We start from the raw sequence: 25599 nt of genomic DNA, 5'->3' as shown, positions 1-25599 counted from the left end.
GCGCGGCCGGGCGTCAAAAGGTCGAGCAGTCGGTCAGATGCGCTTGGCCTGGGCCGCGGCATTGCCGATGTAACTGGCCGGGGTGAGCTGCTTCAGCTCGGCCTTGGCCGCGGCCGGCATGTCCAGCCCGTCGATGAAAGTCTGCAGCGCTTCAGGGCTGATGCCCTTGCCGCGGGTCAGTTCCTTGAGCTTTTCGTACGGATTTTCGATGTTGTAGCGACGCATCACGGTCTGAATCGGCTCGGCCAGGACTTCCCAGCAAGCGTCCAGGTCTTCGGCGATCCTCGAAGCGTTGAGCTCCAGTTTGCTGATGCCTTTGAGGCTGGCTTCGTAGGCGATCACGCTGTGAGCGAAGCCCACGCCCAGGTTGCGCAGGACGGTGGAGTCGGTCAGGTCGCGCTGCCAGCGGGAGATCGGCAGCTTGCTCGCCAGGTGCTGGAACAGGGCGTTGGCGATCCCCAGGTTGCCTTCGGAGTTTTCGAAGTCGATCGGGTTGACCTTGTGCGGCATGGTCGAGGAACCGATTTCGCCGGCAATGGTGCGTTGCTTGAAGTAGCCCAGGGAGATGTAGCCCCAGATATCGCGATCGAAGTCGATCAGGATGGTGTTGAAGCGGGCGATGGCATCGAACAGCTCGGCAATGTAGTCGTGCGGCTCGATCTGCGTGGTGTAGGGGTTGAAGGCCAGGCCCAGTTCGTCTTCGATGAAGGCGCGGGCATTGGCTTCCCAGTCGATGTCCGGATAGGCCGACAGGTGGGCGTTGTAGTTGCCCACGGCGCCGTTGATCTTGCCCAGCAGCGGTACGGCGGCGACCTGAGCGATCTGGCGCTCCAGACGGTACACGACGTTGGCCAGTTCCTTGCCCAGGGTGGTCGGCGAGGCCGGCTGACCGTGGGTGCGCGACAGCATCGGCACTTCGGCGAAACGGATCGCCAGTTCGCGGATGGCGTTGGCGGTCTGGCGCATCAGCGGCAGCATCACGTCATCACGGCCTTCGCGCAGCATCAGGGCGTGGGACAGGTTGTTGATGTCCTCGCTGGTGCAGGCGAAGTGGATGAATTCACTGACGTTGGCCAGCTCAGGCAGCTTGGCGGCTTGTTCCTTGAGCAGGTACTCGATGGCCTTGACGTCGTGGTTGGTGGTGCGCTCGATCTCTTTGACGCGCTCGGCGTGCTCCAGGGAGAAGTTCTCTGCCAGGGCATTGAGGACGGCGTTGGCTTCGGCGGAGAACGCCGGCACTTCGCTGATGGCGCTGTGGGCGGCCAGGCGCTGGAGCCAGCGCACTTCAACGAGGACGCGAGCACGGATCAGGCCGTATTCGCTGAAAATGGGGCGCAGGGCCTGGGTTTTGCCGGCGTAGCGGCCGTCAACAGGGGAAACCGCAGTGAGCGAAGAGAGCTGCATGGGGTGTTCTCGGACAGTCGGGCAACGAAATGGGGCGCGTATCATACATGAAAATATCCGCAGGTCCGTTGCCAACTGACCAGCGTCTTACGCGCAGCTCTTGAAAAATCAGGCGCAGCTCAGCTGCTGCGCATCAATGGATAAAGCTCTTTGAGCAATTTGCGCCGGCTGATCACCAGTTGCCAGCGATGGCCGCCCAACTGGCGCCACAGGCGTGCGGAACGAATGCCGGCCAGCAGCAGGGCGCGAATTTTCGAGGCGTTGCTCGGTTGCTGCAGGTTGCGCATGTCGCCATGTACCTGAATGCGCTGGCGCAGGGTGCTCAGGGTGTCCTGGTACAGCCCGCCGCACGCGGCAATGACGTTTTCGTGGGCCGGGCCGAAGTGTTCGACCTGGGACTGGATCTGCGGCAGGCGCTTGCCGATGGTTTCCAGCAGGTCTTCGCGCTTGGCCAGCTGACGTTCCAGGCCAAGCATCGACAAGGCGTAGCGCAGCGGCTCGCGTTGCAGAGTGCTGGGGTCGCGCTCCAGGGCGCCGATCAGGGCGCGGTAGCCCTCGCGCAGGTTGATGTCGTCGCCGCCATAGACTTCCAGGGTGTCCTTCGGATCACGGATCAGCAGGCTGCCGAGCATGCAGCTCAAGGCGGCTTCGCTGACCTGGCCGGTCTTGGCGATGCGGTCCACCAGCACCGCTGCGAGGAATACCCCACCCAGCGCCGTCAGTTGCTCCTGAATCGGGCTCATGGACGGACGTCCTTGCTGCTCCAGGGTTCGGCGACTTCGATGACGCCGCCGCCAAGGCAGATTTCACCGTCGTAGAACACCACGGACTGGCCGGGGGTTACGGCGCGCTGCGGGTCGTCGAAGGTGGCGCGGTAGCCGTTGGCGGTCTTTTCCAGGGTGCAGGGCTGGTCGCTCTGGCGGTAGCGCACCTTGGCGGTCAGGCGCCGTGGCTGGCTCAGGTCGATAGGGTTGACCCAATAGATGTCGGAAGCCAGCAGGGCGCGAGAGAACAGCCATGGGTGATCGTTGCCCTGGCCAACGATCAACTCGTTGTGCTCCAGGTCCTTGATCAACACGTACCACGGCTCTTCGCCGGCGTCTTTCAGGCCGCCGATGCCCAGGCCCTGGCGTTGGCCGATGGTGTGGTACATCAGGCCGTGATGGCGGCCGATGACTTCACCTTCGGTGGTCTTGATCTCGCCGGGTTGGGCCGGCAGGTACTGCTTGAGGAAGTCGCTGAAGCGCCGCTCACCGATAAAGCAGATGCCGGTGGAGTCTTTCTTCTTTGCCGTGGCCAGGTCGTGTTTCTCGGCGATGGCGCGTACTTCGGGTTTTTCCAGCTCGCCCACCGGGAACAGGGTCTTGGCGATCTGCTCGCCGCCCACGGCATGCAGGAAGTAGCTCTGGTCCTTGTTCGGGTCCAGGCCCTTGAGCAGTTCGGTGCGGCCGTCGATGTCGCGACGGCGCACATAGTGGCCGGTGGCGATCAGGTCGGCGCCGAGCATCATGGCGTAGTCGAGGAACGCCTTGAACTTGATTTCGCGGTTGCACAGGATGTCCGGGTTCGGCGTGCGACCGGCCTTGTATTCGGCCAGGAAGTGCTCGAACACGTTGTCCCAGTACTCGGCGGCGAAGTTGGCGGTGTGCAGCTTGATGCCAAGCTTGTCGCACACGGCCTGGGCGTCCGCCAGGTCGTCCATGGCGGTGCAGTACTCGGTTCCGTCGTCTTCCTCCCAGTTCTTCATGAACAGGCCTTCCACCTGGTATCCCTGCTCCATCAGCAGGAGGGCGGAAACGGAAGAATCCACGCCGCCGGACATGCCGACAATGACGCGCTTCTTTTGGGTGTCAGAAGGGGCTGGATCACGCATAGGAATTCAATGGGTGTCTTGAAAAAGGACGCGATTCTAACAGGCTGAGGCCTGCAAGGCTAAAACTGCGGTTAAAGCATTGGTCGGATCAGCGCCAGGCTGTGCAGTTGGCCGTCCAGGTAATCGTCCAGGCACTGCAGGATCAGCTCGCTGCGCCAGTTGGCCCGTTGCTCCAGCAGTTGCTCGCGGCTCATCCAGCGTGGGCCGATGATGCCGTCATCCAGCTGATAGTCCGGACGGTGGCGCAGTGGCTTGGCGGCGAAGCACACGCGCTGGTAGGTCACGCCGTTGCTGGGGGCGGTGTACAGGTAGATGCCGACCACGCCGGTCAACTCCACGTCCCAGCCGGTTTCCTCCAGGGTTTCGCGGATGGCCGCCTGGAGCAGGCTTTCATTGGCATCCAGGTGTCCGGCAGGCTGATTGAGCACGGCCTGTTCGCCCGAGTACTCCTCGACGAACAGAAAGCGGCCCTGGTCTTCGACGATGGTGGCGACAGTGATATGGGGTTGCCATTCCATAAGGGCACTCCTTTATAAGAGGCGGGCATTTTAGGCGGCGGCTTGTCGGCGAAGCGAGCGCCGCATGTCCGGCGTGGAGGCGTTCGCCGGCAAGTCGGCTGCTTGTGGGCCCAGAAGCACAAACCCCGGCGCGGGGCCGGGGTTTGTGTGTTCGCTCCTGCTTACACCAGCGCAGCGATGGCCGCGTTGAGGGTGGCGCTCGGGCGCATGGCCTGGCTCACCAGCTCAGGGTTGGCGCTGTAGTAGCCACCGATGTCCACAGGCTTGCCCTGTACGGCGTTGAGCTCGGCGACGATGGTCGCTTCGTTCTCGGTCAGGGTCTTGGCCAGGGTGCTGAACTGCGCTTGCAGGGCAGCATCCTCGGTCTGGGCGGCCAGGGCTTGTGCCCAGTACAGCGCCAGGTAGAAGTGGCTGCCGCGGTTGTCGATGTTGCCGACTTTGCGCGATGGCGACTTGTTGTTGTCGAGGAACTGACCGGTAGCCTGGTCCAGGGTCTTGGCCAGTACCAGGGCTTTCGGGTTGTTGTAGGTGTTGCCCAGGTGCTCGAGGGAAGCGGCCAGGGCCAGGAACTCACCCAGGGAATCCCAGCGCAGGAAGTTCTCTTCCAGCAGCTGTTGCACGTGCTTCGGGGCCGAACCGCCGGCGCCGGTTTCGAACAGGCCGCCACCGTTCATCAGTGGCACGATCGACAGCATCTTGGCGCTGGTGCCCAGTTCCATGATCGGGAACAGGTCGGTCAGGTAGTCGCGCAGTACGTTGCCGGTCACCGAGATGGTGTCCTTGCCGTCGCGGGTGCGGGCCAGGGTGAACTTCATGGCTTCAACCGGGGACATGATGCGGATGTCCAGGTCGCTGGTGTCGTGATCTTTCAGGTAGGCCTGAACTTTTTCGATCATTACGCCGTCGTGGGCGCGCATCGGGTCCAGCCAGAAGATCGCTGGGGTGCTGCTGGCGCGAGCACGGTTGACTGCCAGCTTGACCCAGTCCTGGATCGGTGCGTCTTTGGTCTGGCACATGCGGAAGATGTCGCCGGCTTCGACTTTCTGCTCCAGCAGCAGCTTGCCTTGGCTGTCGGTCACGCGAACCACGCCATCAGCCTTGATTTCGAAGGTCTTGTCGTGGGAGCCGTACTCTTCGGCTTTTTTCGCCATCAGGCCGACGTTCGGCACGCTGCCCATGGTGGTCGGATCGAACGCGCCATTGGCTTTGCAGTCTTCGATCACGGCCTGGTAGATGGTGGCGTAGCAACGGTCCGGGATCACTGCCTTGGTGTCGTGCAGTTGGCCGTCGGTGCCCCACATCTTGCCGGAGTCACGGATCATCGCCGGCATCGAGGCGTCGACGATCACGTCGCTCGGCACGTGCAGGTTGGTGATGCCTTTATCGGAGTTGACCATGGCCAGGGCCGGGCGGGCTGCATAGACGGCCTGGATGTCGGCTTCGATCGCGGCTTGCTGATCGGCCGGCAGGGCCTTGATGCGGGCGTACAGGTCGCCGATGCCGTTGTTCAGGTTGAAGCCGATTTCTTGCAGGACGGCGGCGTGCTTGCTCAGGGCGTCCTGATAGAACTCGGCAACGATCTGGCCGAACATGATTGGGTCGGAGACTTTCATCATGGTGGCTTTGAGGTGCACCGACAGCAGTACGCCTTGTTTCTTGGCGTCTTCGATTTCGGCGGCGATGAAGGCGCGCAGGGCCTTTTTGCTCATCACGGCGCAGTCGAGGATCTCACCGGCTTGCACGGTGGTTTTTTCTTTCAGGACGGTGGCGGTGCCGTCTTGGGCGATCAGTTCGATCTTGACGCTGTCTGCGGCTTCGATCAGCGCGGCTTTTTCGCTGCCGTAGAAGTCGCCGTTGCTCATGTGGGCAACGTGGGACTTGGAGTCCTTGGCCCAGGCGCCCATCTTGTGCGGGTGCTTGCGCGCGTAGTTCTTCACCGACAGCGGAGCGCGGCGGTCGGAGTTGCCTTCACGCAGAACCGGGTTCACGGCGCTGCCCTTGACTTTGTCGTAACGCGCCTTGGCGTCTTTGTCGGCGTCGCAGGTCACGGTTTCTGGGTAGTCCGGCAGGGCATAGCCCTGGGCCTGCAGTTCCTTGATCGCGGCTTGCAGTTGCGGTACCGAGGCGCTGATGTTCGGCAGCTTGATGATGTTGGCTTCCGGGGTAACGGCCAGTTCGCCCAGTTCGGCAAGGTGGTCCGGTACCGCTTTGGCACCCAACTGCTCAGGGAAGCTGGCGAGGATGCGGCCGGCCAGGGAGATGTCGCGGGTTTCCACGGCGATATCAGCCGAAGCGGTGAAGGCTTCTACGATAGGCAGCAGGGAATAGGTGGCGAGGGCCGGGGCTTCGTCGGTGAAGGTGTAGATGATCTTCGAGCGGGTGGGCATATTCGGATTAACTCTCTTCTTTGCTAAAGCGTGCGCAGAAACTCGAGGTGCGCCGGGTAAGCGCTTTCGTTCAAAGGTCATCCATGAGCCGAATGTCGAGGTTTCTTCGCGGTGATGTTGGGTGCATCAGTCGAGCGTCAAGCGGGTGGGCTGCGGTAACAACCCGGCTTTGGGCGGCCATTCTCGGCTTGTTTTTTTCGGTAGCAGAGCGTTCGGCCGTCGTGACTCTGTGGTCAGCGGCGGCATTATACATAGGTAGCTAGCAAAACGCCGATGCTTCATAGGAGCCCGTTCTCGTCCATTGGTCTAAAGGTCGCAGGCGGGGGGTAGGCGTAGAGTCGCTCGAGGTGCTCGATTTTGGCACTTTTCCCTTTGCTTTCAGGCTTGTAGGCCGCGAACTGTGCAGCTTTCACGGCATATGGGTGGAACATGAGGTTCCCGTCCAGATTCAACTGGGTTACGCTCGAACGCAGCCAGATGTTCAATCCACACAACGGAGTTCAGCATGGGATACAAGAAGATTCAGGTTCCAGCAGTCGGCGACAAAATCACCGTCAACGCAGACCATTCTCTCAATGTTCCTAACAACCCGATTATTCCTTTCATCGAAGGCGACGGTATTGGTGTTGATATCAGCCCGGTCATGATCAAGGTTGTCGATGCTGCGGTTAAGAAGGCTTACGGCGGCGAACGCAAGATTTCCTGGATGGAAGTGTATGCCGGGGAAAAAGCGACTCAAGTGTACGACCAGGATACCTGGCTGCCTCAGGAAACCCTGGACGCGGTGAAGGACTACGTGGTTTCCATCAAGGGCCCGCTGACCACTCCGGTCGGTGGTGGCATCCGTTCCCTGAACGTGGCCCTGCGTCAACAGTTGGACCTGTATGTATGCCTGCGCCCGGTGCGCTGGTTCGAAGGCGTGCCTAGCCCGGTGAAAAAGCCTGGCGATGTGGACATGACCATCTTCCGTGAAAACTCCGAAGACATTTACGCCGGTATCGAATGGAAGGCCGGTACGGCAGAAGCCACCAAGGTCATCAAGTTCCTTAAAGAAGAAATGGGCGTCACCAAGATCCGTTTCGACGAAAACTGCGGTATCGGCGTCAAGCCGGTTTCCCTGCAGGGCACCAAGCGTCTGGCGCGCAAGGCGCTGCAGTATGTAGTGGATAACGACCGCGACTCGCTGACCATCGTCCACAAAGGCAACATCATGAAGTTCACCGAAGGTGCCTTCAAAGAGTGGGCCTATGAAGTGGCGGCTGAAGAGTTTGGCGCAACCCTGCTGGACGGCGGTCCTTGGATGCAGTTCAAGAACCCGAAAACCGGCAAGAACGTCATCGTCAAGGATGCTATCGCTGACGCCATGCTCCAGCAGATCCTGCTGCGCCCGGCCGAATACGATGTGATCGCCACCCTCAACCTCAACGGTGACTACCTGTCCGACGCCCTGGCGGCGGAAGTGGGTGGTATCGGTATCGCTCCGGGTGCCAACCTTTCTGACACCGTGGCCATGTTCGAAGCGACCCACGGCACCGCGCCCAAGTATGCCGGCAAGGACCAGGTCAATCCGGGCTCGCTGATTCTCTCCGCGGAGATGATGCTGCGCCACATGGGCTGGACCGAAGCGGCCGACCTGATCATCAAGGGCACCAACGGCGCCATCTCGGCCAAGACCGTGACTTATGACTTCGAGCGTCTGATGGAGGGAGCGACCCTGCTGTCTTCGTCGGCATTCGGTGATGCACTGATCTCGCACATGTAAGCGAATTTGGGCTGAAAGCAAACCGGCCGACTCAATCCCTTGAGTCGGCCGGTTTTTTTATGACTGGATGTTGGATGAATCAGCTCAGGGCGCTTTCGGTCTGGACCTCGGCGGTGACGATTTCGCCGGGTACCTTCAAGGCGCTGATTTTGATTGCATGCAGCCCCTTGGGGCCTTGGATGATCTCGAAGCTCACTGCCTGCCCGGCTTTCAAGGTCTTGTAGCCATCCATATCGATGGCCGAGTAATGGGCAAACAGATCGTCAGTCTTGCCCTCCTCATTAATAAAGCCATAACCCTTGGCATTGTTGAACCACTTGACCTTACCGCTAGCCATACTCATATCCCTCTGCAACAGACTCCATCACTGGAGTATCATCCAGTTCATCCGCCGCCAAACTTGGTAAAAAGGTTGACGCCGCGGACGTTTATTACCCAATGTGGGCCCTATTGGTTGTAACACCGTTTTGCCGATAGTCAAGGTGACCCGGCGGTCGGAGTTGAATTCCGTCCAGGGCGCCCCCACCACTGTATTTGCACAACTGACGAACCTTTCTTTCCATGCATGCAATCAGCCAGATTCGACTAACATTCAATCAGGATCGCCCGGACTTGCACGACGACGATTCCGCTGGCTTGGCTGTACAGGAAGCTAAGCCTGCGTTACAGGCGCCGCCGATGTACAAGGTGGTTTTGTTCAACGATGACTACACCCCGATGGATTTCGTCGTCGAAGTGCTCGAGATGTTTTTTAACCTGAATCGCGAGCTGGCGACCAAGGTCATGCTGGCCGTCCATACCGAAGGGCGGGCAGTGTGTGGATTGTTTACCCGCGACATCGCCGAGACCAAGGCCATGCAGGTCAACCAGTACGCCCGGGAAAGCCAGCATCCGCTACTCTGTGAAATCGAGAAGGACGGTTAACGCCGACCACTTGGGTATGAGGTGAAGCTATGTTAAACCGCGAGCTCGAAGTCACCCTCAATCTCGCCTTCAAGGAGGCCCGTTCGAAGCGTCATGAATTCATGACCGTCGAGCACCTTCTGTTGGCTCTTTTGGATAATGAGGCCGCCGCCACCGTTTTACGTGCCTGCGGAGCAAACCTCGACAAACTCAAGCACGACCTGCAGGAGTTCATCGACTCCACCACGCCGCTGATTCCTGTGCACGACGAGGATCGCGAGACTCAGCCAACCCTGGGTTTCCAGCGTGTGCTGCAACGTGCTGTCTTTCATGTACAGAGCTCGGGCAAGCGTGAAGTCACCGGCGCCAATGTGCTGGTGGCAATCTTCAGTGAGCAAGAGAGTCAGGCAGTCTTCCTGCTGAAACAGCAGAGCGTTGCCCGTATCGATGTGGTCAATTACATCGCCCATGGCATTTCCAAGGTGCCTGGGCATGGTGATCATTCTGAAGGTGAACAGGATATGCAGGACGAAGAGGGTGGTGAGTCGTCTTCTTCGGGCAATCCTCTGGATGCCTATGCCAGCAACCTCAACGAATTGGCTCGTCAAGGGCGGATTGATCCGTTGGTGGGTCGCGAGCAGGAGGTGGAGCGCGTTGCGCAGATCCTCGCTCGTCGACGCAAAAACAATCCGTTGTTGGTGGGTGAGGCGGGTGTGGGCAAGACCGCCATTGCCGAAGGCTTGGCCAAGCGCATTGTCGACAATCAGGTTCCAGATCTGCTGGCCAATAGCGTTGTCTATTCCCTGGATCTCGGGGCGTTGCTGGCGGGTACCAAATACCGTGGCGATTTCGAGAAGCGCTTCAAGGCGTTGCTGGGCGAATTGAAGAAGCGTCCCCAGGCAATTCTGTTCATTGACGAGATCCATACCATTATCGGTGCCGGTGCGGCCTCCGGCGGGGTAATGGATGCCTCGAATCTGCTCAAGCCGCTGCTGTCCTCGGGTGATATCCGTTGCATCGGTTCGACCACCTTCCAGGAATTCCGTGGGATCTTCGAGAAGGACCGGGCCCTGGCTCGGCGCTTCCAGAAGGTCGATGTGTCCGAGCCTTCGGTCGAGGACACCATTGGCATCCTGCGCGGTCTCAAAGGTCGCTTCGAGCAGCATCACAGCATCGAATACAGTGATGAAGCCCTGCGTGCCGCGGCTGAACTGGCCTCGCGCTACATCAATGACCGGCATATGCCGGACAAGGCCATCGACGTCATCGACGAGGCGGGCGCCTACCAGCGTCTGCAGCCGGCCGAGAAGCGCGTGAAGCGCATCGAGGTGGCTCAGGTCGAGGATATCGTGGCGAAAATTGCCCGTATTCCGCCAAAACATGTCACCAGTTCCGATAAAGAGCTGCTGCGCAACCTTGAACGCGATCTCAAGTTGACGGTGTTTGGCCAGGATGCGGCGATTGATTCGCTGTCTACCGCCATCAAGTTGTCCCGTGCGGGCCTGAAGTCTCCGGACAAACCGGTGGGTTCGTTCCTGTTCGCCGGTCCTACCGGTGTCGGCAAGACCGAAGCGGCCCGGCAGTTGGCCAAGGCCATGGGTATCGAACTGGTGCGCTTCGACATGTCCGAGTACATGGAGCGGCACACCGTATCGCGCTTGATTGGTGCGCCTCCCGGCTACGTCGGTTTCGACCAGGGTGGCTTGCTGACCGAAGCGATCACCAAGCAGCCGCATTGCGTATTGCTGCTCGATGAAATCGAGAAGGCGCATCCGGAAGTCTTCAACCTGCTGCTGCAGGTGATGGATCACGGCACCCTGACCGACAACAACGGGCGCAAGGCGGATTTCCGCAATGTGATCGTCATCATGACCACCAACGCCGGTGCTGAAACCGCGGCGCGAGCCTCTATCGGCTTCACTCATCAGGATCACTCTTCCGATGCCATGGAAGTGATCAAGAAGAGCTTTACGCCAGAGTTCCGCAACCGTCTGGACACCATTATCCAGTTCGGTCGCCTGAGCCACGAAGTGATCAAGAGCGTGGTGGACAAGTTCCTTACCGAGCTTCAAGCGCAGTTGGAAGACAAGCGCGTACAGTTGGAAGTGACCGATGCCGCTCGCAGCTGGCTGGCCGCCGGTGGTTACGACGTGGCCATGGGTGCACGCCCGATGGCGCGTTTGATCCAGGACAAGATCAAACGTCCCCTGGCCGAGGAGATCCTGTTTGGCGAATTGTCCGATCATGGCGGTGTGGTACACATCGACATCAAGGATGGCGAGTTGACCTTCGATTTCGAGACCACGGCGGAAATGGCTTGATGGCCGCGTAACGCAGCAGTACCGCCAAAGGCACCGGAGGGTGCCTTTGTGCTATCTGGGGTTTGCCGGTTTATTCGAGACGAACAAAAACGCCCGGCATAACCGGGCGTCTTGTATTGACTTGCTTAGCGAGCGCGGTAAGTGATGCGCCCTTTGCTCAAGTCATAGGGCGTCAGCTCGACGCGCACTTTGTCACCGGTAAGAATACGAATGTAGTTCTTGCGCATCTTGCCGGAAATATGCGCGGTTACGACGTGCCCATTTTCCAACTCCACACGAAACATGGTGTTGGGCAGGGTGTCGACGACAGTGCCTTCCATTTCGAAGCTGTCTTCTTTCGACATGCAGTAAAGCCCTCGGTGTCCAATGAATGGCCCGGTGCAACTGCGCCAGGCAAAAGCGGCGTGCATTGTGCCCGAAAAGTGGGGTTTAAGCCAAGACCTTCTAGTTGAGGATCACCCATCTCTGGTTAACCAGCAGCTCTATGGGGCGATATTGGGTCTTGTAGTTCATCTTTTTGCAGTTTTTGATCCAGTAGCCGAGGTACACCGCGTCCAGTCCCAGGCGCAGGGTTTCGCCGATTTGCCAGAGGATCGCGTAGCGCCCCAGGCTGCGGCGCTCTTCATCGGGTTCATAGAAGGTGTAGACCGCCGAAAGCCCGTTGGGCAATAGATCGGTAACGGCCACCGCCAGCAGGCGCTCCTCCAGGCGGAACTCGTAGAAGCGGGAAAACGGCAGGTCACGCACCAGGAAGGTCGAGAATTGGTCGCGGCTGGGGGGGAACATGTCGCCGTCGGCGTGGCGTTGCTCGATGTAGCGTTGGTAAAGGTCGAAGTACTCTTCGCTGAAGCCAGGTTTGGCCGCTTGTACGCTCAGGTCGCTGTTGCGTTTGAGAATGCGTTTTTGCTGACGATTGGGTAGGAACTGCGCCACTGGAATGCGCGCCGGGACGCAAGCGTTGCAGTTTTGGCAGTGGGGGCGGTACAGGTGATCGCCGCTGCGACGAAATCCCATTTCCGACAGATCTGCGTAGACATGCACGTCCATGGGCTGGCTGGGATCGAGGAACAAGGTGGTGGCCTGTTCGTCGGGCAGGTAGCTGCAAGAATGGGGTTGAGTGGCATAAAACTTCAGGCGCGCCAACTCGGTCATGAGTCAACCCTCGGAATAAGCTTTGAAATTAAGTGTAAGCCACAGCCGTCAAACCCGCCTAGGAAACCCATGTGGCGCGGCTCGGCTGATCCAGGTGACGCGCGAGGTAGTCGGCGAACTCGGGTCGGGAAATGGAGCGCGCACCCAGGCTGTGCAGATGCTCGGTAGGCATCTGGCAGTCGATCAATACAAATCCCCACTCCTTCAGATGCTGTACCAGAGTGGCGAATCCGAATTTCGAGGTGTTGTCGGCACGGCTGAACATCGATTCGCCAAAAAACAGTTGGCCCATGGCCAGGCCGTACAGCCCTCCCACCAACGTGCCTTGATCCCAGACTTCCACCGAATGGGCATAGCCGCGCTGATGCAATTGCAAATAGGCCTGTTGCATCGCCTCGCTGATCCAGGTGCCGTCGGCATAAGCCCGAGGTGCTGCGCAGGCACTGATGACCGCAGCGAAGTCCTGGTCGAATGTCACTTGATAGCGCTGTTTGCGCAACAGCTTGCCCAGGCTGCGGGAGACATGCAGCTCGTCCGGCAGTAGCACGGTGCGTGGGTCGGGGGACCACCAGAGGATCGGTTGCCCCTCGGAAAACCAAGGGAAGCAGCCGTGACGATAGGCCTGAATCAGGCGATCGGCGGACAGATCACCGCCCGCAGCCAGCAGCCCGTTGGGCTCGCGCATGGCCTTTTCCAATGGGGGGAAATCAAGCTTGTTGCGTTGTAACCAGGTCAGCATGGCATCCAGACTTACGGCAGGGGAGGGCGGTGGCGGGCCGATGATGGCCCGCCACAAGCGTAGGGCGAGGGCTTAGTTGTCGTCGAGGAATTTTTCTGCGTCCAGAGCTGCCATGCAGCCGGCACCGGCGGACGTAATGGCCTGGCGGTAGACGTGGTCGGCCACATCGCCGGCGGCGAACACTCCCGGGATGCCGGTGGCGGTGGCATTGCCTTCGCTGCCACCCTTGATCAGCAGGTAGCCGTCACGCATCTCCAGTTGCCCCTGGAACAGGTCGGTATTGGGTTTGTGACCGATGGCGATAAATACCCCGGCCAACGCCAGGTCCTTGGTGGCTCCGCTGTGGCTGTCCTTGAGGCGGGCGCCGGTCACGCCGCTAGCATCACCCAGCACCTCGTCCAGATGCTGGTTCCAATGCAGGCGGATATTGCCGTTGGCGGCCTTGTCGAACAGTTTGTCCTGGAGGATTTTCTCTGCGCGGAGCTTGTCGCGCCGGTGCACCAGGTGCACTTCCTTGGCGATGTTGGACAGGTACAGAGCCTCTTCAACGGCGGTATTGCCACCACCCACCACTGCCACCACCTGATTGCGATAGAAAAAGCCGTCGCAGGTGGCGCAGGCGGAAACCCCTTTGCCGGCAAACGCTTCTTCCGATGGCAGGCCCAAGTACTGCGCCGACGCGCCGGTGGCGATGATCAGCGCGTCGCAACTGTAGGTGCCGCTGTCGCCGATGAGGATAAACGGCCGTTGCTGCAACTGAGCGGTGTGGATGTGGTCATAGACGATCTGGGTGTCGAAGCGTTCCGCGTGTTTCTGCATGCGCTCCATCAGCACCGGGCCGGTCAGGCCTTCGACGTCACCAGGCCAGTTGTCGACATCGGTGGTGGTGGTCAGTTGGCCACCGGCTTGCAAGCCGGTGATCACTGTCGGTTTGAGGTTGGCGCGCGCGGCATAAACGGCGGCGCTGTAACCGGCAGGGCCGGAGCCCAGAATGATCAGGCGTGAATGCTTCGCTTGGTTCATAAAAACACCTCATAAGCCTTTGTCACAAAAGAGAATGCATGCTCCAATTGAACAGTGCGTATTACGCAATTGGCTATGCTTAACAGACTGTTCTGACGTGGCATGGTGTGAACAAACCCGTACAATACGACGATGTACCAGGCTTATTCAGAATTGCACCGTTTCAGAAGCAAGGGGCAGAGTGTTAAAAGTAGCCCCAGTTACGCCGGTCAACTTTATTTACCTGCTCGGATTGAGCAGTATCTTGTAGTCAATCACCCGTTGGACGCGCTTATGGCGCAGGAAAAGACGCGTTTTGAAGAAATCCACCGCAGCACCTAAACCTGTTGTTCCGCTCTGGCGTCAGCAATTGCACTACCGGCTCAAGGAAGGTGCATTGATCGCCATTGGAGCCCTGTGCCTGTTCTTGATGATGGCACTTTTGACCTACGGTAAAGATGATCCGGGTTGGAGTCATAACAGCAAGATCGAAGATGTGCAGAACTTCGGCGGTCCCGCAGGCTCTTACAGCGCCGATATCCTGTTCATGGTGTTGGGTTACTTCGCTTATATCTTCCCGTTGCTGTTGGCGATCAAGACTTACCAGATCTTCCGCCAGCGCCATGAACCGTGGCAGTGGAGCGGCTGGCTGTTTTCCTGGCGGCTGATTGGCCTGGTGTTCCTGGTGCTGTCCGGCGCTGCGCTGGCCCATATCCATTTTCATGCCCCCACCGGCCTGCCTGCCGGTGCCGGTGGTGCCCTGGGCGAAAGCCTGGGTGACCTGGCCAAGAATGCCCTGAACGTGCAGGGCAGTACCCTGATGTTCATTGCCCTGTTCCTGTTCGGCCTGACGGTGTTCACCGACCTGTCGTGGTTCAAGGTGATGGACGTCACCGGCAAGATCACTCTCGACTTGTTCGAACTGTTCCAGGGCGCGGCCAATCGTTGGTGGGATGCTCGCGTTGAGCGCAAGCAACTGGTGGCGCAATTGCGCGAAGTGGATGCCCGGGTCGATGAGGTGGTGTCCCCGAGCATTGCCGACAAGCGCGAGCAGGCCAAGGTCAAGGAGCGTCTGATCGAGCGCGAGCAGGCTTTGAGCAAGCACATGTCCGAGCGCGAGAAGCAGGTGCCGCCGGTGATCACGCCGGTAGCGGTCAAACCGCCAGAGCCCAGCAAGCGCGTGCAGAAAGAGAAGCAGGCGCCGCTGTTCGTCGACAGCGCGGTGGAAGGCACCTTGCCGCCGATCTCGATTCTTGACCCGGCGGAAAAGAAACAGCTCAATTATTCGCCCGAATCCCTGGCGGCCGTCGGCCATCTGCTGGAGATCAAGCTCAAGGAGTTCGGCGTCGAAGTTGCGGTGGATTCCATCCATCCCGGCCCGGTGATTACCCGTTACGAAATCCAGCCGGCGGCCGGGGTGAAAGTCAGCCGTATCGCCAACCTGGCCAAGGACCTGGCCCGTTCCCTGGCGGTGACCAGTGTGCGGGTGGTGGAAGTGATTCCCGGCAAGACCACCGTGGGCATCGAGATCCCCAACGAAGACCGGCAGATCGTGCGCTTCTCTGAAGTGCTCTCGACCCCGGAATACGACAACTTCAAATCCCCGGTCACCCTGGCCCTGGGCCATGACATCGGCGGCAAGCCGATCATCACCGACCTGGCGAAAATGCCTCACCTGTTGGTGGCCGGTACCACAGGTTCCGGTAAGTCGGTGGGGGTCAACGCGATGATCCTGTCGATCCTGTTCAAGTCCGGCCCGGAAGACGCCAAGCTGATCATGATCGACCCGAAGATGCTCGAACTGTCGATCTACGAAGGCATTCCGCACCTGCTGTGCCCGGTGGTCACCGACATGAAGGACGCAGCCAACGCTCTGCGCTGGAGCGTGGCGGAGATGGAGCGGCGCTACAAGCTGATGGCCAAGATGGGGGTGCGCAACCTTTCGGGCTTCAACGCCAAGGTCAAGGAAGCCATCGACGCCGGCACACCACTGGCCGATCCGCTGTACAACCGCGAAAGCATCCACGACGAAGCGCCGCTGCTGACCAAGTTGCCGACCATCGTCGTGGTGGTGGACGAATTCGCCGACATGATGATGATCGTCGGCAAGAAGGTTGAAGAACTGATCGCCCGTATCGCCCAGAAGGCCCGGGCCGCCGGTATCCACTTGATTCTCGCGACCCAGCGGCCGTCGGTGGACGTGATCACTGGCCTGATCAAGGCCAACATCCCGACCCGCATGGCGTTCCAGGTGTCGAGCAAGATCGACTCGCGGACCATCATCGACCAGGGCGGCGCCGAACAACTGCTGGGCCACGGTGACATGCTCTACATGCCGCCGGGCACCAGCCTGCCGATTCGCGTCCACGGCGCCTTCGTCTCCGACGATGAAGTGCACCGCGTGGTGGAGGCCTGGAAACTGCGGGGCGCGCCGGAATACAACGACGACATCCTCAACGGTGTCGAAGAGGCGGGCAGCGGTTTCGAAGGCAGTAGCGGCGGTGGCGACGGCGATGATCCGGAAGCTGACGCGCTCTACGACGAAGCCGTGCAGTTCGTCCTGGAAAGCCGCCGGGCCTCGATCTCGGCGGTACAGCGCAAGCTGAAGATTGGCTACAACCGCGCTGCCCGGATGATCGAGGCCATGGAAATGGCTGGGGTGGTGACGGCGATGAACACCAACGGCTCCCGCGAAGTGCTGGCGCCGGGCCCGATGCGCGACTGATCCCTGTTTCGTTTTCAGCGGCGTGATGCCACGCCGCTCGCATACCCATCCAATTTATGAGGAATTCCATGCGCCTGATTCGCATGTTGCTGCTGCCGGTACTGGCTGTGACCTCCCTGTCGGTCCACGCCGACCCCAAAGACGTGGCGCGCCTGACCCAGTTGCTGGAAAAGTCCCAGACCCTGACCGCGCGTTTCTCCCAACTGACCCTGGACGGCAGCGGCACCCAGTTGCAGGAAACCGCCGGCGAAATGTCCCTGCAGCGCCCGGGCCTGTTCTACTGGCACACCGATGCGCCACAAGAACAGCTGATGGTTTCCGACGGCCAGAAAGTTTCCCTGTGGGACCCGGACCTGGAGCAGGTGACCATCAAGAAGCTCGACCAGCGCCTGACCCAGACTCCGGCCCTGCTGTTGTCCGGTGATGTGTCGAAGATCAGCGAAAGCTTCGACATCACCTCCAAGGAGGCCGGTGGCGTGATGGACTTCACCCTCAAGCCGAAAACCCGCGACACCCTGTTCGACAGCCTGCGCCTGTCGTTCCGCAACGGCATGATCAACGACATGCAGTTGATCGACAGCGTCGGCCAGCGCACCAATATCCTGTTCACCGGGGTCAAGGCCAACGAAGCGATCCCGGCGTCCAAGTTCAAGTTCGACATCCCCAAGGGTGCCGATGTGATCCAAGAGTAAGCAGCCGCAACCGCAAGGTTTCGAAGGTAGTCCATGGACCTGTTTCGTAGTGCCCCGATCGCCCAGCCACTGGCCGCACGCTTGCGTGCGACCAACCTGGACGAGTACGTCGGTCAGCAGCATCTGCTGGCTCGGGGCAAGCCGCTGCGTGAGGCCCTGGAGCAGGGTGCCCTGCATTCGATGATCTTCTGGGGCCCTCCGGGAGTGGGCAAGACCACCCTGGCGCGGCTGCTGGCGGAAGTCTCGGATGCTCACTTCGAAACCGTCTCGGCGGTGCTGGCCGGGGTCAAGGAGATCCGCCAGGCGGTGGAAATCGCCAAGCAGCAGGCCGGGCAATACGGACGGCGGACCATTCTGTTTGTCGATGAAGTGCATCGTTTCAACAAGTCCCAGCAGGATGCCTTCCTGCCCTACGTGGAAGACGGCACGCTGATCTTTATCGGTGCCACCACGGAAAACCCGTCCTTCGAACTCAACAATGCGCTGCTGTCCCGGGCCCGGGTCTATGTGCTCAAGAGCCTGGATGAAGCGGCCCTGGGCACCCTGATACAGCGCGCCCTGACTGAGGAGCGCGGTCTGGGCAAGCGCCAGTTGCGCCTGAGCGACGAAGGCTTCCAGATGCTGCTGTCGGCGGCCGATGGCGATGGCCGGCGCATGCTCAATCTGCTGGAGAACGCCTCGGACCTGGCGGAAGACGGCGGCGAGATCGGCGTTGATCTGTTGCAAAGCCTGCTGGGGGATACCCGCCGGCGTTTCGATAAGGGCGGCGAAGCCTTCTACGACCAGATTTCCGCGTTGCACAAATCGGTGCGCGGCTCCAACCCCGACGGCGCCCTGTACTGGTTTGCGCGCATGCTCGACGGCGGCTGCGACCCGCTGTACCTGGCCCGGCGCGTGGTGCGCATGGCCAGCGAGGACATCGGCAACGCCGACCCGCGGGCGCTGAGCCTGTGCCTGGCGGCCTGGGATGTGCAGGAGCGCCTGGGCAGCCCCGAAGGCGAGCTGGCGGTGGCCCAGGCCATTACCTACCTGGCCTGTGCGCCGAAAAGCAACGCCGTGTACATGGGCTTCAAGGCCGCCATGCGCGCCGCTGCCGAGCACGGCTCCCTGGAAGTGCCGATCCACCTGCGCAACGCCCCGACCAAGCTGATGAAGCAGTTGGGTTACGGCGACGAGTACCGCTACGCCCATGACGAGCCGGATGCCTACGCCGCCGGTGAAGACTATTTCCCCGAAGAGCTCGAGCCTTTGCCGCTCTACCAGCCGGTGCCCCGTGGCCTGGAACTGAAGATCGGCGAGAAGCTCAAGCACCTGGCCGCCCTGGACCGGGCCAGCCCCTTGCAGCGGAGAAAACCGTGATCCCCCTGATCCTCGCAGTTTCCGCCGGCGGCGTGGCCGGTACCCTGTTGCGCTTCACCACGGGCAACTGGATCAACGCCAATTGGCCGCGGCACTTCTATACCGCGACGCTGGCCGTTAATATCGTGGGCTGCCTGCTGATCGGCGTGTTGTACGGACTGTTCCTGGTCCGTCCGGAAGTGCCGATCGAAGTGCGTGCCGGTTTGATAGTGGGCTTCCTCGGTGGCCTGACGACTTTTTCATCCTTTTCACTGGATACCGTGCGTCTGCTGGAAAGCGGACAAGTGGCGCTGGCCCTGGGCTATGCGGCACTGAGCGTATTCGGCGGGCTGCTTGCTACCTGGGCCGGCCTGTCCTTGACCAAACTTTGATAAACGAGAGAACGACATGCTCGATTCCAAACTGTTACGTAGCAACCTCCAGGACGTAGCGGATCGTCTGGCATCCCGCGGCTTTGCCCTGGATGTGGCACGCATCGAAGCGCTGGAAGAACAGCGCAAGACCGTGCAGACCCGCACCGAGCAACTGCAGGCTGAACGTAACGCGCGCTCCAAGTCCATCGGCCAGGCCAAGCAACGCGGCGAAGACATCGCCCCGCTGATGGCCGACGTTGAGCGCATGGGGAACGAGCTGAGCACCGGCAAGGCCGAGCTGGAAAACATCCAGAGCGAACTGGACTCGATCCTGTTCGGCATTCCCAACCTGCCTCACGAATCGGTGCCGGTGGGTGAAGACGAAGACGGCAACGTTGAAGTGCGCCGCTGGGGCACCCCGACCACCTTCGACTTCCCGATCAAGGACCACGTGGCCCTGGGCGAAACCCACGGCTGGCTGGATTTCGAAACCGCGGCCAAGCTGTCCGGCGCGCGCTTCGCCCTGTTGCGCGGCCCTATCGCCCGTCTGCACCGCGCCCTGGCGCAGTTCATGATCAACCTGCACACCGGCGAGCACGGCTACGAAGAGGCCTACACTCCGTATCTGGTGCAGGCTCCGGCCCTGGTGGGCACCAGCCAGCTGCCGAAGTTCGAGGAAGACCTGTTCAAGATCACTCGCGAAGGCGAAGCCGATCTGTACCTGATCCCGACCGCCGAAGTGTCCCTGACCAACATCGTGGCCGGCGAGATCCTCGATCCGAAGCAACTGCCGCTGAAGTTCGTCGCCCACACCCCGTGCTTCCGCAGCGAGGCCGGTGCTTCGGGCCGCGACACCCGCGGCATGATCCGCCAGCACCAGTTCGACAAGGTCGAGATGGTCCAGGTGGTCGAACCTTCGACTTCGATGGAAGCCCTGGAAGGCCTGACCGCCAACGCCGAAAAGGTCCTGCAACTGCTGCAACTGCCGTACCGCGTACTGGCCCTGTGCACCGGCGACATGGGCTTCAGCGCGGTCAAGACCTACGATCTGGAAGTCTGGGTGCCGAGCCAGGACAAGTACCGCGAGATCTCCTCGTGCTCCAACTGCGGCGACTTCCAGGCCCGTCGCATGCAGGCGCGCTTCCGCAACCCGGAAACCGGCAAGCCGGAGCTGGTGCACACCCTCAACGGTTCCGGCCTGGCCGTGGGCCGCACCCTGGTGGCGGTGCTGGAAAACTATCAGCAGGCCGACGGCTCGATCCGTGTGCCGGACGTGCTGAAGCCGTACATGGGTGGTCTTGAGGTCATCGGCTAAATGGAATATCTGCCGCTGTTTCACAACCTTCGCGGCAGTCGTGTGTTGGTGGTCGGTGGAGGGGAGATTGCCTTGCGCAAATCCCGTCTGCTGGCCGATGCCGGTGCGCAGCTGCGAGTGGTCGCGCCTGAAATAGAAGCGCAATTGCAGGAACTGATCGTCGCCAGCGGCGGTGAGTCCCTGCTGCGCGGGTATGTCGAGGCAGACCTCGACGGCTGCACCCTGATCATCGCCGCCACCGACGACGAATCCCTCAATGCCCAGGTCTCCGCCGATGCCCGTCGGCGTTGCGTCCCGGTCAACGTGGTGGACGCGCCGGCCCTGTGCAGCGTGATCTTTCCCGCCATCGTCGACCGTTCGCCGCTGGTCATCGCGGTCTCCAGCGGCGGCGATGCGCCGGTGCTGGCGCGGCTGATCCGGGCCAAGCTGGAAACCTGGATTCCTTCCACCTACGGCCAGTTGGCCGGGTTGGCGGCGCGTTTTCGGGCCCAGGTCAAAGGCCTGTTTCCGGATGTGCAGCAGCGCCGGGCGTTCTGGGAGGATGTATTCCAGGGCCCCATCGCTGATCGCCAACTGGCGGGGCAGGGCGCGGAGGCCGAACGTCTGTTGCAGGCCAAGATTGCTGGCAAGGCGCCCCATGCGCCGGGCGAGGTGTATCTGGTGGGTGCGGGCCCGGGTGATCCGGACTTGCTGACCTTTCGCGCCCTGCGCCTGATGCAACAGGCCGATGTGGTGCTCTACGACCGTCTGGTGGCACCGGCGATTCTCGACCTGTGCCGCCGCGATGCCGAGCGCATCTACGTTGGCAAGCGCCGCGCCAATCATGCCGTGCCTCAGGAGCAGATCAACCAGCAACTGGTGAACCTGGCCCGGCAAGGCAAACGCGTGGTGCGGCTCAAGGGTGGCGATCCGTTCATCTTTGGTCGTGGCGGCGAAGAGATCGAAGAACTGGCGGCCCACGGCATTCCATTTCAGGTGGTGCCGGGGATTACCGCGGCCAGCGGTTGCTCCGCCTATGCCGGGATTCCCCTGACTCACCGCGACTACGCGCAGTCGGTGCGCTTTGTCACCGGCCACCTCAAGGACGGCACCAGCAACCTGCCCTGGAGCGACCTGGTGGCACCGGCCCAGACCCTGGTGTTCTACATGGGCCTGGTGGGCTTGCCGACCATCTGCGAGCAACTGATCAAGCACGGGCGCAGCGCCGACACCCCGGCGGCCCTGGTTCAGCAGGGCACCACCAGCAACCAGCGAGTGTTCACCGGCACCCTGGCCAACCTGCCGACGCTGGTGGCGGAGCACGAAGTGCACGCGCCGACCCTGGTGATCGTTGGCGAAGTGGTCCAGCTGCGCGAGAAGCTGGCCTGGTTCGAAGGCGCTCAGTCCGAGGTCTGAAAAGCTTCGCCGGCAAGCCGGCTCCTACAGATCCCACTGTTGTAGGAGCCGGATTGCCGGCGAAAGCGTCCTCAACCCCTGCACCACACCCCCATCCCGCTCAACCGTTGCCGATCATGGCCGCGACTGAAGTCCTGCAACGGCCCCTTTGGCACGATCCCGGTCGGATTGATGGTGCTATGGCTGGCGTAGTAGTGCCCCTTGATATGGACGAAATCCACCGTTTCGGCAATTCCCGGCCATTGATACAGCTCCCGCAGCCAGTTCGACAGGTTGGGGTAATCGGCCATCCGCCGCAGGTTGCACTTGAAGTGGCCGTGGTACACCGCATCGAAACGGATCAGCGTGGTGAACAGCCGCACATCGGCTTCGGTCAGGTACTCGCCGGCCAGGTAGCGCTGTTTGTCCAGCAACGCTTCCAAGGCATCCAGCTCGGCGAAGACATCATCGAACGCCGCCTCGTAGGCCTGTTGTGACGTGGCGAATCCGGCGCGGTACACGCCATTGTTCAGCGCGGGGTAGATGCGTGCGTTGAGTTCATCGATGCGTGCGCGCAACGGCTGCGGGTAGAAGTCCAGGGCGTTGCCGGTCAGGCCGTCGAAGGCGCTGTTGAACATGCGGATGATCTCCGCCGACTCGTTGCTGACGATGCGCTGTTGCTGCTTGTCCCACAGCACCGGCACGGTGACGCGGCCGGTATAGTCGGCGCTGTCGGCGGTATAACGCTGGTGCATGAAATCAAAGTGATCCAGCGCATCACCGCTGGAGCCGTAGGCGCTGTCGAAGGTCCAGCCGTGCTCGCGCATCAGCCAGCTGACCACCGAGACGTCGATCAGCTGTTCCAGGCCCTTGAGCTTGCGCAGGATCAGGGTGCGGTGGGCCCAGGGGCAGGCCAGGGAGACATACAGGTGGTAGCGCCCGGCCTCGGCGGTAAAGCCGCCTTCGCCGCTGGGGCCCGGGCGGCCATCGGTGGTGACCCAGTGCCGGCGTTGCGCCTGTTCCCGTTGGAAGGCGCCGTCCTTGCCGCTTTCGTACCACTGGTCATGCCAGCGCCCATCGATCAGCAGTCCCATGGAATGCTCCTCAGCTATTGTGCGTTGGAGTGCAGTCTATGCCCCTGGGTTCGAACAAAAAGCGCAAAGCATGGGCGGTTTTGATCGATTAAATCGATCTGTCCCGGGCATCCCAATACTGCTGGGCCAGCGCGAAGGCCTGCTCCCGCGGCGTGCCCAAACCGCGCAAGGCCAGGGCCATGGTCGCCAGCAGGGCCAGTTGTGGGTAACTGTCCTCAACATCACCGCGCCACAGCGCCTTGAGGTGCTCGGGATCCAGGCTGGCCGGTTTGACATGGCGCTGGGCCGACAGCGCCGGCCATTCCTCGTCCCAACTGACGCCGCCGGTGCTGCCGTACAGATGGCTGGTGGTGTCCGGGTTGATCTCGATCTCGCCGCCATCGCCCTTGATCACGATCACGTTGTCCCCCAGCAGGCCGCTGGCATCGCGGTGCACTGCCTGGTAACCGGGGTGGAAGATGCTCTGCAGGCCGCAACGGGCGCCCAGGGGATTGAGAATGCGCGCCAGGGAATGGATCGGTGAGCGCAGGCCGAGGATGTTGCGCAAATCGATCATCCGTTGCAGCTGTGGCGCCCAGTCGCCTAGCGGCATGAAGGCCAGGTTGCCCTGGTCCAGTGCCTGGCTGACCGATGACCAGTCACGGCACAGGGGAATCCCCAGGGGCTCCAGCAACTGTTCGGTGTACAGGCGCCCGGCGGTATGGGCGCCGCCGCCGTGGAGCAGGATGCGCACGCCGCTCTGCGCCAGGCACTTGGCCGCCAGCAGGTACCAGGGCAGATGGCGCTTCTTGCCGGCGTAGGTCGGCCAGTCGAGGTCCAGCTGGATCGCAGGGGCGTTCAGGCGCTGGCGCAAGGCTTCGGTAAAGCCTGCCAGCTCTTCCGGACTTTCTTCCTTGTGCCGCAGCAGCATGAGAAAGGCGCCCAGCTGAGTGTCCTCCACCTTGTCGTCCAGTAGCATGCCCATGGCTTCCCGGGCTTCCTCGCGGGTCAGGTTGCGCGCACCGCGCTTGCCTTTGCCCAGGATGCGCACGAACTGGGCAAAAGGGTGTTCTTCCGGGGTCTGGGTGAGCAGGGGGGCGAAATCGTTCATAGGCAATTGGTCGGCTTTGGCAGGCCCGCCAGCTTGGCGGCAAGTTTGGCGGGAGTGCCTTTGAACAGTCGGTTCAGGTGCAGGCTGTTGCCCTTGTCCGGGCCCAGCTTGAGGGCGGTGTACTTGATCAGCGGGCGAGTGGCCGGGGACAGCTGGAACTCTTTATAGAAGCCCTGCAGCAGTTCGAGGATTTCCCAATGCTCCGCGCTCAGCTCCAGCTCTTCGTTGGCGGCCAGGGCTTGGGCTACGTCGGCGGACCAGTCGTCGAGATTGACCAGGTAACCGTCCTTGTCCAGTTCGATGGCGCGAGCGCCCACAGTCAGGGTACTCATAGCCAGGTATTGACCTTGTCATGCTCAATCGACAGCTCGACGAAGCCTGGGTAATCCACCGCACGGGCCCAGGTCGGCAGCTCCAGTCCCCGGGCTTGCAAGTCCTCTTCCAGCACATACAGCTTCAGGCCGCTGCGGGCGCCCAGTTCGCCGTAAAGGGTGGTGCCCGGCTGCAGGGCATAGGCGGCATCGCCGCACAGCAGCAGGCCATCGGCGCTGCCCAGCAGGCGCAGGCAACTGCTCAGGCGGGTGTCGGTGAAGGGCGAGTGGGACAACACGTGCAAGGTCGACATCAGAGGGTAATCACCTGGTCAAAACGGTCGATGATCCCGGCCAGTTCCGGGGCGTTGAGCAGCTGTACCGCGTCAAGGCTCAAGGTTGCCGGGTCCAGACCACGAGCAGCAAGGCTGGCGCTACAGGCAAACAGTTCGTCGACGCCGAACAGCGACAGCGCCTGCAGGTTGGCGCTCAGGTCTTTCTGGCGCAGCAGCGACGCCTGTTGCCCCGGCGCCAGTTGCAGCACGCCATCGTCGAGAAACAGCAGGCCGATCGGCAGGTCGAAGGCGCCGCCGGCCAGGACGATATCCAGGGCCTCGCGGGCACCAGGGCCGGACCAGGGCGCCTGACGGCTGATCAACAACAGGGATTTGGCCATCTCACGCCCCTCCAAAACAGATCAGGCGGTCGGCGGCCTGTACCGCGTCATGCAATTGCCCGAGCCCCGACAGTTCCCAGGGCGCCTCGACGTTCACCGCCGTGCGCTGATAGCGCTGGGCTTCGTCGGCGTTCAACACACCCCGGCGCAGGGCGGCGGCGATGCACACCACGCCATCGAGCTGATGCTGCTCGACAAATTCGCGCCATTCCCGGGGCAGGTCCTGTTCGTCCTGGGGCGTGACGACACTGTTGGCAGCGTTGTGCACGCCGTCCTGATAGAAAAACAGCCGGACAATCTCATGCCCGCCCGCCAGCGCCGCCTGGGCGAACAGCAGGGCGCGGCGCGAGGAAGGCGCATGAGCGGCAGAGAACAGGGCGATGGCGAACTTCATGACGGACTCGATGGATAAAACTGCGGCCATGATAAAGCTTTCTCCGTGGATCGGCTAAACCCCTTTCGCCCCGAAGGCTCAGGCGTGGCAAGCCCGGGACATATCGGGTAAAGCTTTGCCTGGCCCCAAACCCCGGGGCCAGGGATAGACTCGCG

The 25599-nt window shown here is 61.3% G+C and carries 25 protein-coding genes; 9 read left to right on the top strand and 16 right to left on the bottom strand.

Annotation, left to right across the window (positions count from 1 at the left end; genetic code table 11):
• Positions 1 to 33 precede the first annotated feature (33 nt).
• The 5 genes from purB to DWF74_RS04845 form a co-directional block, all read right to left on the bottom strand.
• Positions 34 to 1404, bottom strand: a complete 1371-nt coding sequence (gene purB, locus DWF74_RS04865) for an adenylosuccinate lyase (protein ID WP_102864723.1) — start codon at positions 1402 to 1404, stop codon at positions 34 to 36.
• Positions 1405 to 1523: 119 nt separating this feature from the next.
• Positions 1524 to 2147: a high frequency lysogenization protein HflD gene (gene hflD / locus DWF74_RS04860; RefSeq protein WP_025126594.1), complete on the bottom strand. Its 624-nt coding sequence runs from the start codon at positions 2145 to 2147 to the stop codon at positions 1524 to 1526.
• Entirely contained in the window at positions 2144 to 3277 is a 1134-nt protein-coding gene (mnmA, locus tag DWF74_RS04855; protein WP_102864724.1) for a tRNA 2-thiouridine(34) synthase MnmA, read from the bottom strand. Before mnmA ends, hflD begins: the two co-directional genes overlap by 4 nt.
• 71 nt (positions 3278 to 3348) lie before the next feature.
• Entirely contained in the window at positions 3349 to 3795 is a 447-nt protein-coding gene (locus DWF74_RS04850; RefSeq protein ID WP_115580497.1) for an NUDIX hydrolase, read from the bottom strand.
• A 161-nt stretch (positions 3796 to 3956) separates the two neighbouring features.
• Positions 3957 to 6182, bottom strand: a complete 2226-nt coding sequence (locus DWF74_RS04845) for an NADP-dependent isocitrate dehydrogenase (RefSeq protein ID WP_102864726.1) — start codon at positions 6180 to 6182, stop codon at positions 3957 to 3959.
• Between the two features lie 505 nt (positions 6183 to 6687).
• Here DWF74_RS04845 and icd point away from each other — a divergent pair.
• Entirely contained in the window at positions 6688 to 7944 is a 1257-nt protein-coding gene (icd, locus tag DWF74_RS04835; RefSeq protein WP_102864727.1) for an NADP-dependent isocitrate dehydrogenase, read from the top strand.
• Positions 7945 to 8023: 79 nt separating this feature from the next.
• On the opposite strand, the gene cspD is transcribed toward icd, so the two are convergent.
• Positions 8024 to 8281, bottom strand: coding sequence for a cold shock domain-containing protein CspD (gene cspD / locus DWF74_RS04830; protein WP_102864728.1), 258 nt, complete (start codon positions 8279 to 8281; stop codon positions 8024 to 8026).
• A gap of 224 nt (positions 8282 to 8505) precedes the next feature.
• On the opposite strand from cspD, the gene clpS reads away from it, so the two are divergent.
• On the top strand, positions 8506 to 8868 hold the full coding sequence (gene clpS, locus DWF74_RS04825) for an ATP-dependent Clp protease adapter ClpS (protein ID WP_011062173.1): 363 nt from the start codon (positions 8506 to 8508) through the stop codon (positions 8866 to 8868).
• 29 nt (positions 8869 to 8897) lie between these two features.
• Positions 8898 to 11168, top strand: a complete 2271-nt coding sequence (gene clpA, locus DWF74_RS04820; protein ID WP_102864729.1) for an ATP-dependent Clp protease ATP-binding subunit ClpA — start codon at positions 8898 to 8900, stop codon at positions 11166 to 11168.
• Positions 11169 to 11293: 125 nt separating this feature from the next.
• On the opposite strand, the gene infA is transcribed toward clpA, so the two are convergent.
• The 4 genes from infA to trxB form a co-directional block, all read right to left on the bottom strand.
• The gene (gene infA, locus DWF74_RS04815) at positions 11294 to 11512 is read right to left on the bottom strand and encodes a translation initiation factor IF-1 (RefSeq protein ID WP_002553999.1); all 219 of its coding nucleotides are present in this window, start codon (positions 11510 to 11512) and stop codon (positions 11294 to 11296) included.
• Between the two features lie 100 nt (positions 11513 to 11612).
• Positions 11613 to 12320, bottom strand: a complete 708-nt coding sequence (locus DWF74_RS04810) for an arginyltransferase (protein WP_115580496.1) — start codon at positions 12318 to 12320, stop codon at positions 11613 to 11615.
• Between the two features lie 58 nt (positions 12321 to 12378).
• Positions 12379 to 13059, bottom strand: coding sequence for a leucyl/phenylalanyl-tRNA--protein transferase (aat, locus tag DWF74_RS04805; RefSeq protein WP_115580495.1), 681 nt, complete (start codon positions 13057 to 13059; stop codon positions 12379 to 12381).
• Positions 13060 to 13131: 72 nt separating this feature from the next.
• Positions 13132 to 14082 carry a thioredoxin-disulfide reductase gene (trxB, locus tag DWF74_RS04800; protein WP_115580494.1) on the bottom strand — a complete coding sequence of 317 codons (951 nt, stop codon included), beginning with the start codon at positions 14080 to 14082 and terminating at the stop codon, positions 13132 to 13134.
• Between the two features lie 295 nt (positions 14083 to 14377).
• Here trxB and DWF74_RS04795 point away from each other — a divergent pair, with 295 nt between their 5' ends.
• The 6 genes from DWF74_RS04795 (at position 14378) to cysG (ending at position 21900) form a co-directional block, all read left to right on the top strand.
• Positions 14378 to 16786, top strand: coding sequence for a DNA translocase FtsK (locus DWF74_RS04795; protein ID WP_102864733.1), 2409 nt, complete (start codon positions 14378 to 14380; stop codon positions 16784 to 16786).
• A 68-nt stretch (positions 16787 to 16854) separates the two neighbouring features.
• A complete protein-coding gene (gene lolA / locus DWF74_RS04790; protein ID WP_102864734.1) occupies positions 16855 to 17478 on the top strand; it encodes an outer membrane lipoprotein chaperone LolA in 624 nt (207 codons plus the stop codon).
• A gap of 33 nt (positions 17479 to 17511) precedes the next feature.
• Positions 17512 to 18837, top strand: a complete 1326-nt coding sequence (locus tag DWF74_RS04785; RefSeq protein ID WP_115580493.1) for a replication-associated recombination protein A — start codon at positions 17512 to 17514, stop codon at positions 18835 to 18837.
• Positions 18834 to 19208, top strand: a complete 375-nt coding sequence (gene crcB, locus DWF74_RS04780) for a fluoride efflux transporter CrcB (RefSeq protein WP_041119048.1) — start codon at positions 18834 to 18836, stop codon at positions 19206 to 19208. Before DWF74_RS04785 ends, crcB begins: the two co-directional genes overlap by 4 nt.
• Positions 19209 to 19224: 16 nt before the next feature.
• A complete protein-coding gene (gene serS, locus DWF74_RS04775; protein WP_102864736.1) occupies positions 19225 to 20505 on the top strand; it encodes a serine--tRNA ligase in 1281 nt (426 codons plus the stop codon).
• Positions 20506 to 21900, top strand: a complete 1395-nt coding sequence (gene cysG, locus DWF74_RS04770) for a siroheme synthase CysG (RefSeq protein ID WP_115580492.1) — start codon at positions 20506 to 20508, stop codon at positions 21898 to 21900.
• Positions 21901 to 21971: 71 nt separating this feature from the next.
• Here cysG and DWF74_RS04765 read toward each other — a convergent pair whose 3' ends face one another.
• From DWF74_RS04765 to tusD, 6 genes are all read right to left on the bottom strand, one after another.
• Positions 21972 to 22973, bottom strand: coding sequence for a glutathione S-transferase family protein (locus DWF74_RS04765; RefSeq protein WP_115580491.1), 1002 nt, complete (start codon positions 22971 to 22973; stop codon positions 21972 to 21974).
• Positions 22974 to 23061: 88 nt separating this feature from the next.
• Positions 23062 to 24063, bottom strand: a complete 1002-nt coding sequence (locus DWF74_RS04760) for a glycosyl transferase family protein (protein WP_115580490.1) — start codon at positions 24061 to 24063, stop codon at positions 23062 to 23064.
• A complete protein-coding gene (locus DWF74_RS04755) occupies positions 24060 to 24395 on the bottom strand; it encodes a TusE/DsrC/DsvC family sulfur relay protein (RefSeq protein WP_016966956.1) in 336 nt (111 codons plus the stop codon). Before DWF74_RS04755 ends, DWF74_RS04760 begins: the two co-directional genes overlap by 4 nt.
• Positions 24392 to 24688 (bottom strand): sulfurtransferase complex subunit TusB, encoded by a 297-nt coding sequence (gene tusB / locus DWF74_RS04750; protein WP_115580489.1) that lies wholly within the window; start codon positions 24686 to 24688, stop codon positions 24392 to 24394. Before tusB ends, DWF74_RS04755 begins: the two co-directional genes overlap by 4 nt.
• Positions 24688 to 25050 (bottom strand): sulfurtransferase complex subunit TusC, encoded by a 363-nt coding sequence (tusC, locus tag DWF74_RS04745; RefSeq protein ID WP_102864741.1) that lies wholly within the window; start codon positions 25048 to 25050, stop codon positions 24688 to 24690. The genes tusB and tusC overlap by 1 nt, the downstream gene beginning before the upstream one ends.
• A gap of 1 nt (position 25051) precedes the next feature.
• A complete protein-coding gene (gene tusD / locus DWF74_RS04740; protein WP_060840113.1) occupies positions 25052 to 25444 on the bottom strand; it encodes a sulfurtransferase complex subunit TusD in 393 nt (130 codons plus the stop codon).
• Positions 25445 to 25599 lie beyond the last annotated feature (155 nt).

It is taken from the genome of Pseudomonas protegens, from assembly GCF_003363755.1.
In the GTDB taxonomy this organism is placed as follows: Bacteria; Pseudomonadota; Gammaproteobacteria; order Pseudomonadales; family Pseudomonadaceae; genus Aquipseudomonas; species Aquipseudomonas danubii.
Note: the sequence above shows the minus strand (reverse complement) of the source record. Positions and strands in the feature narration are given on the sequence as shown.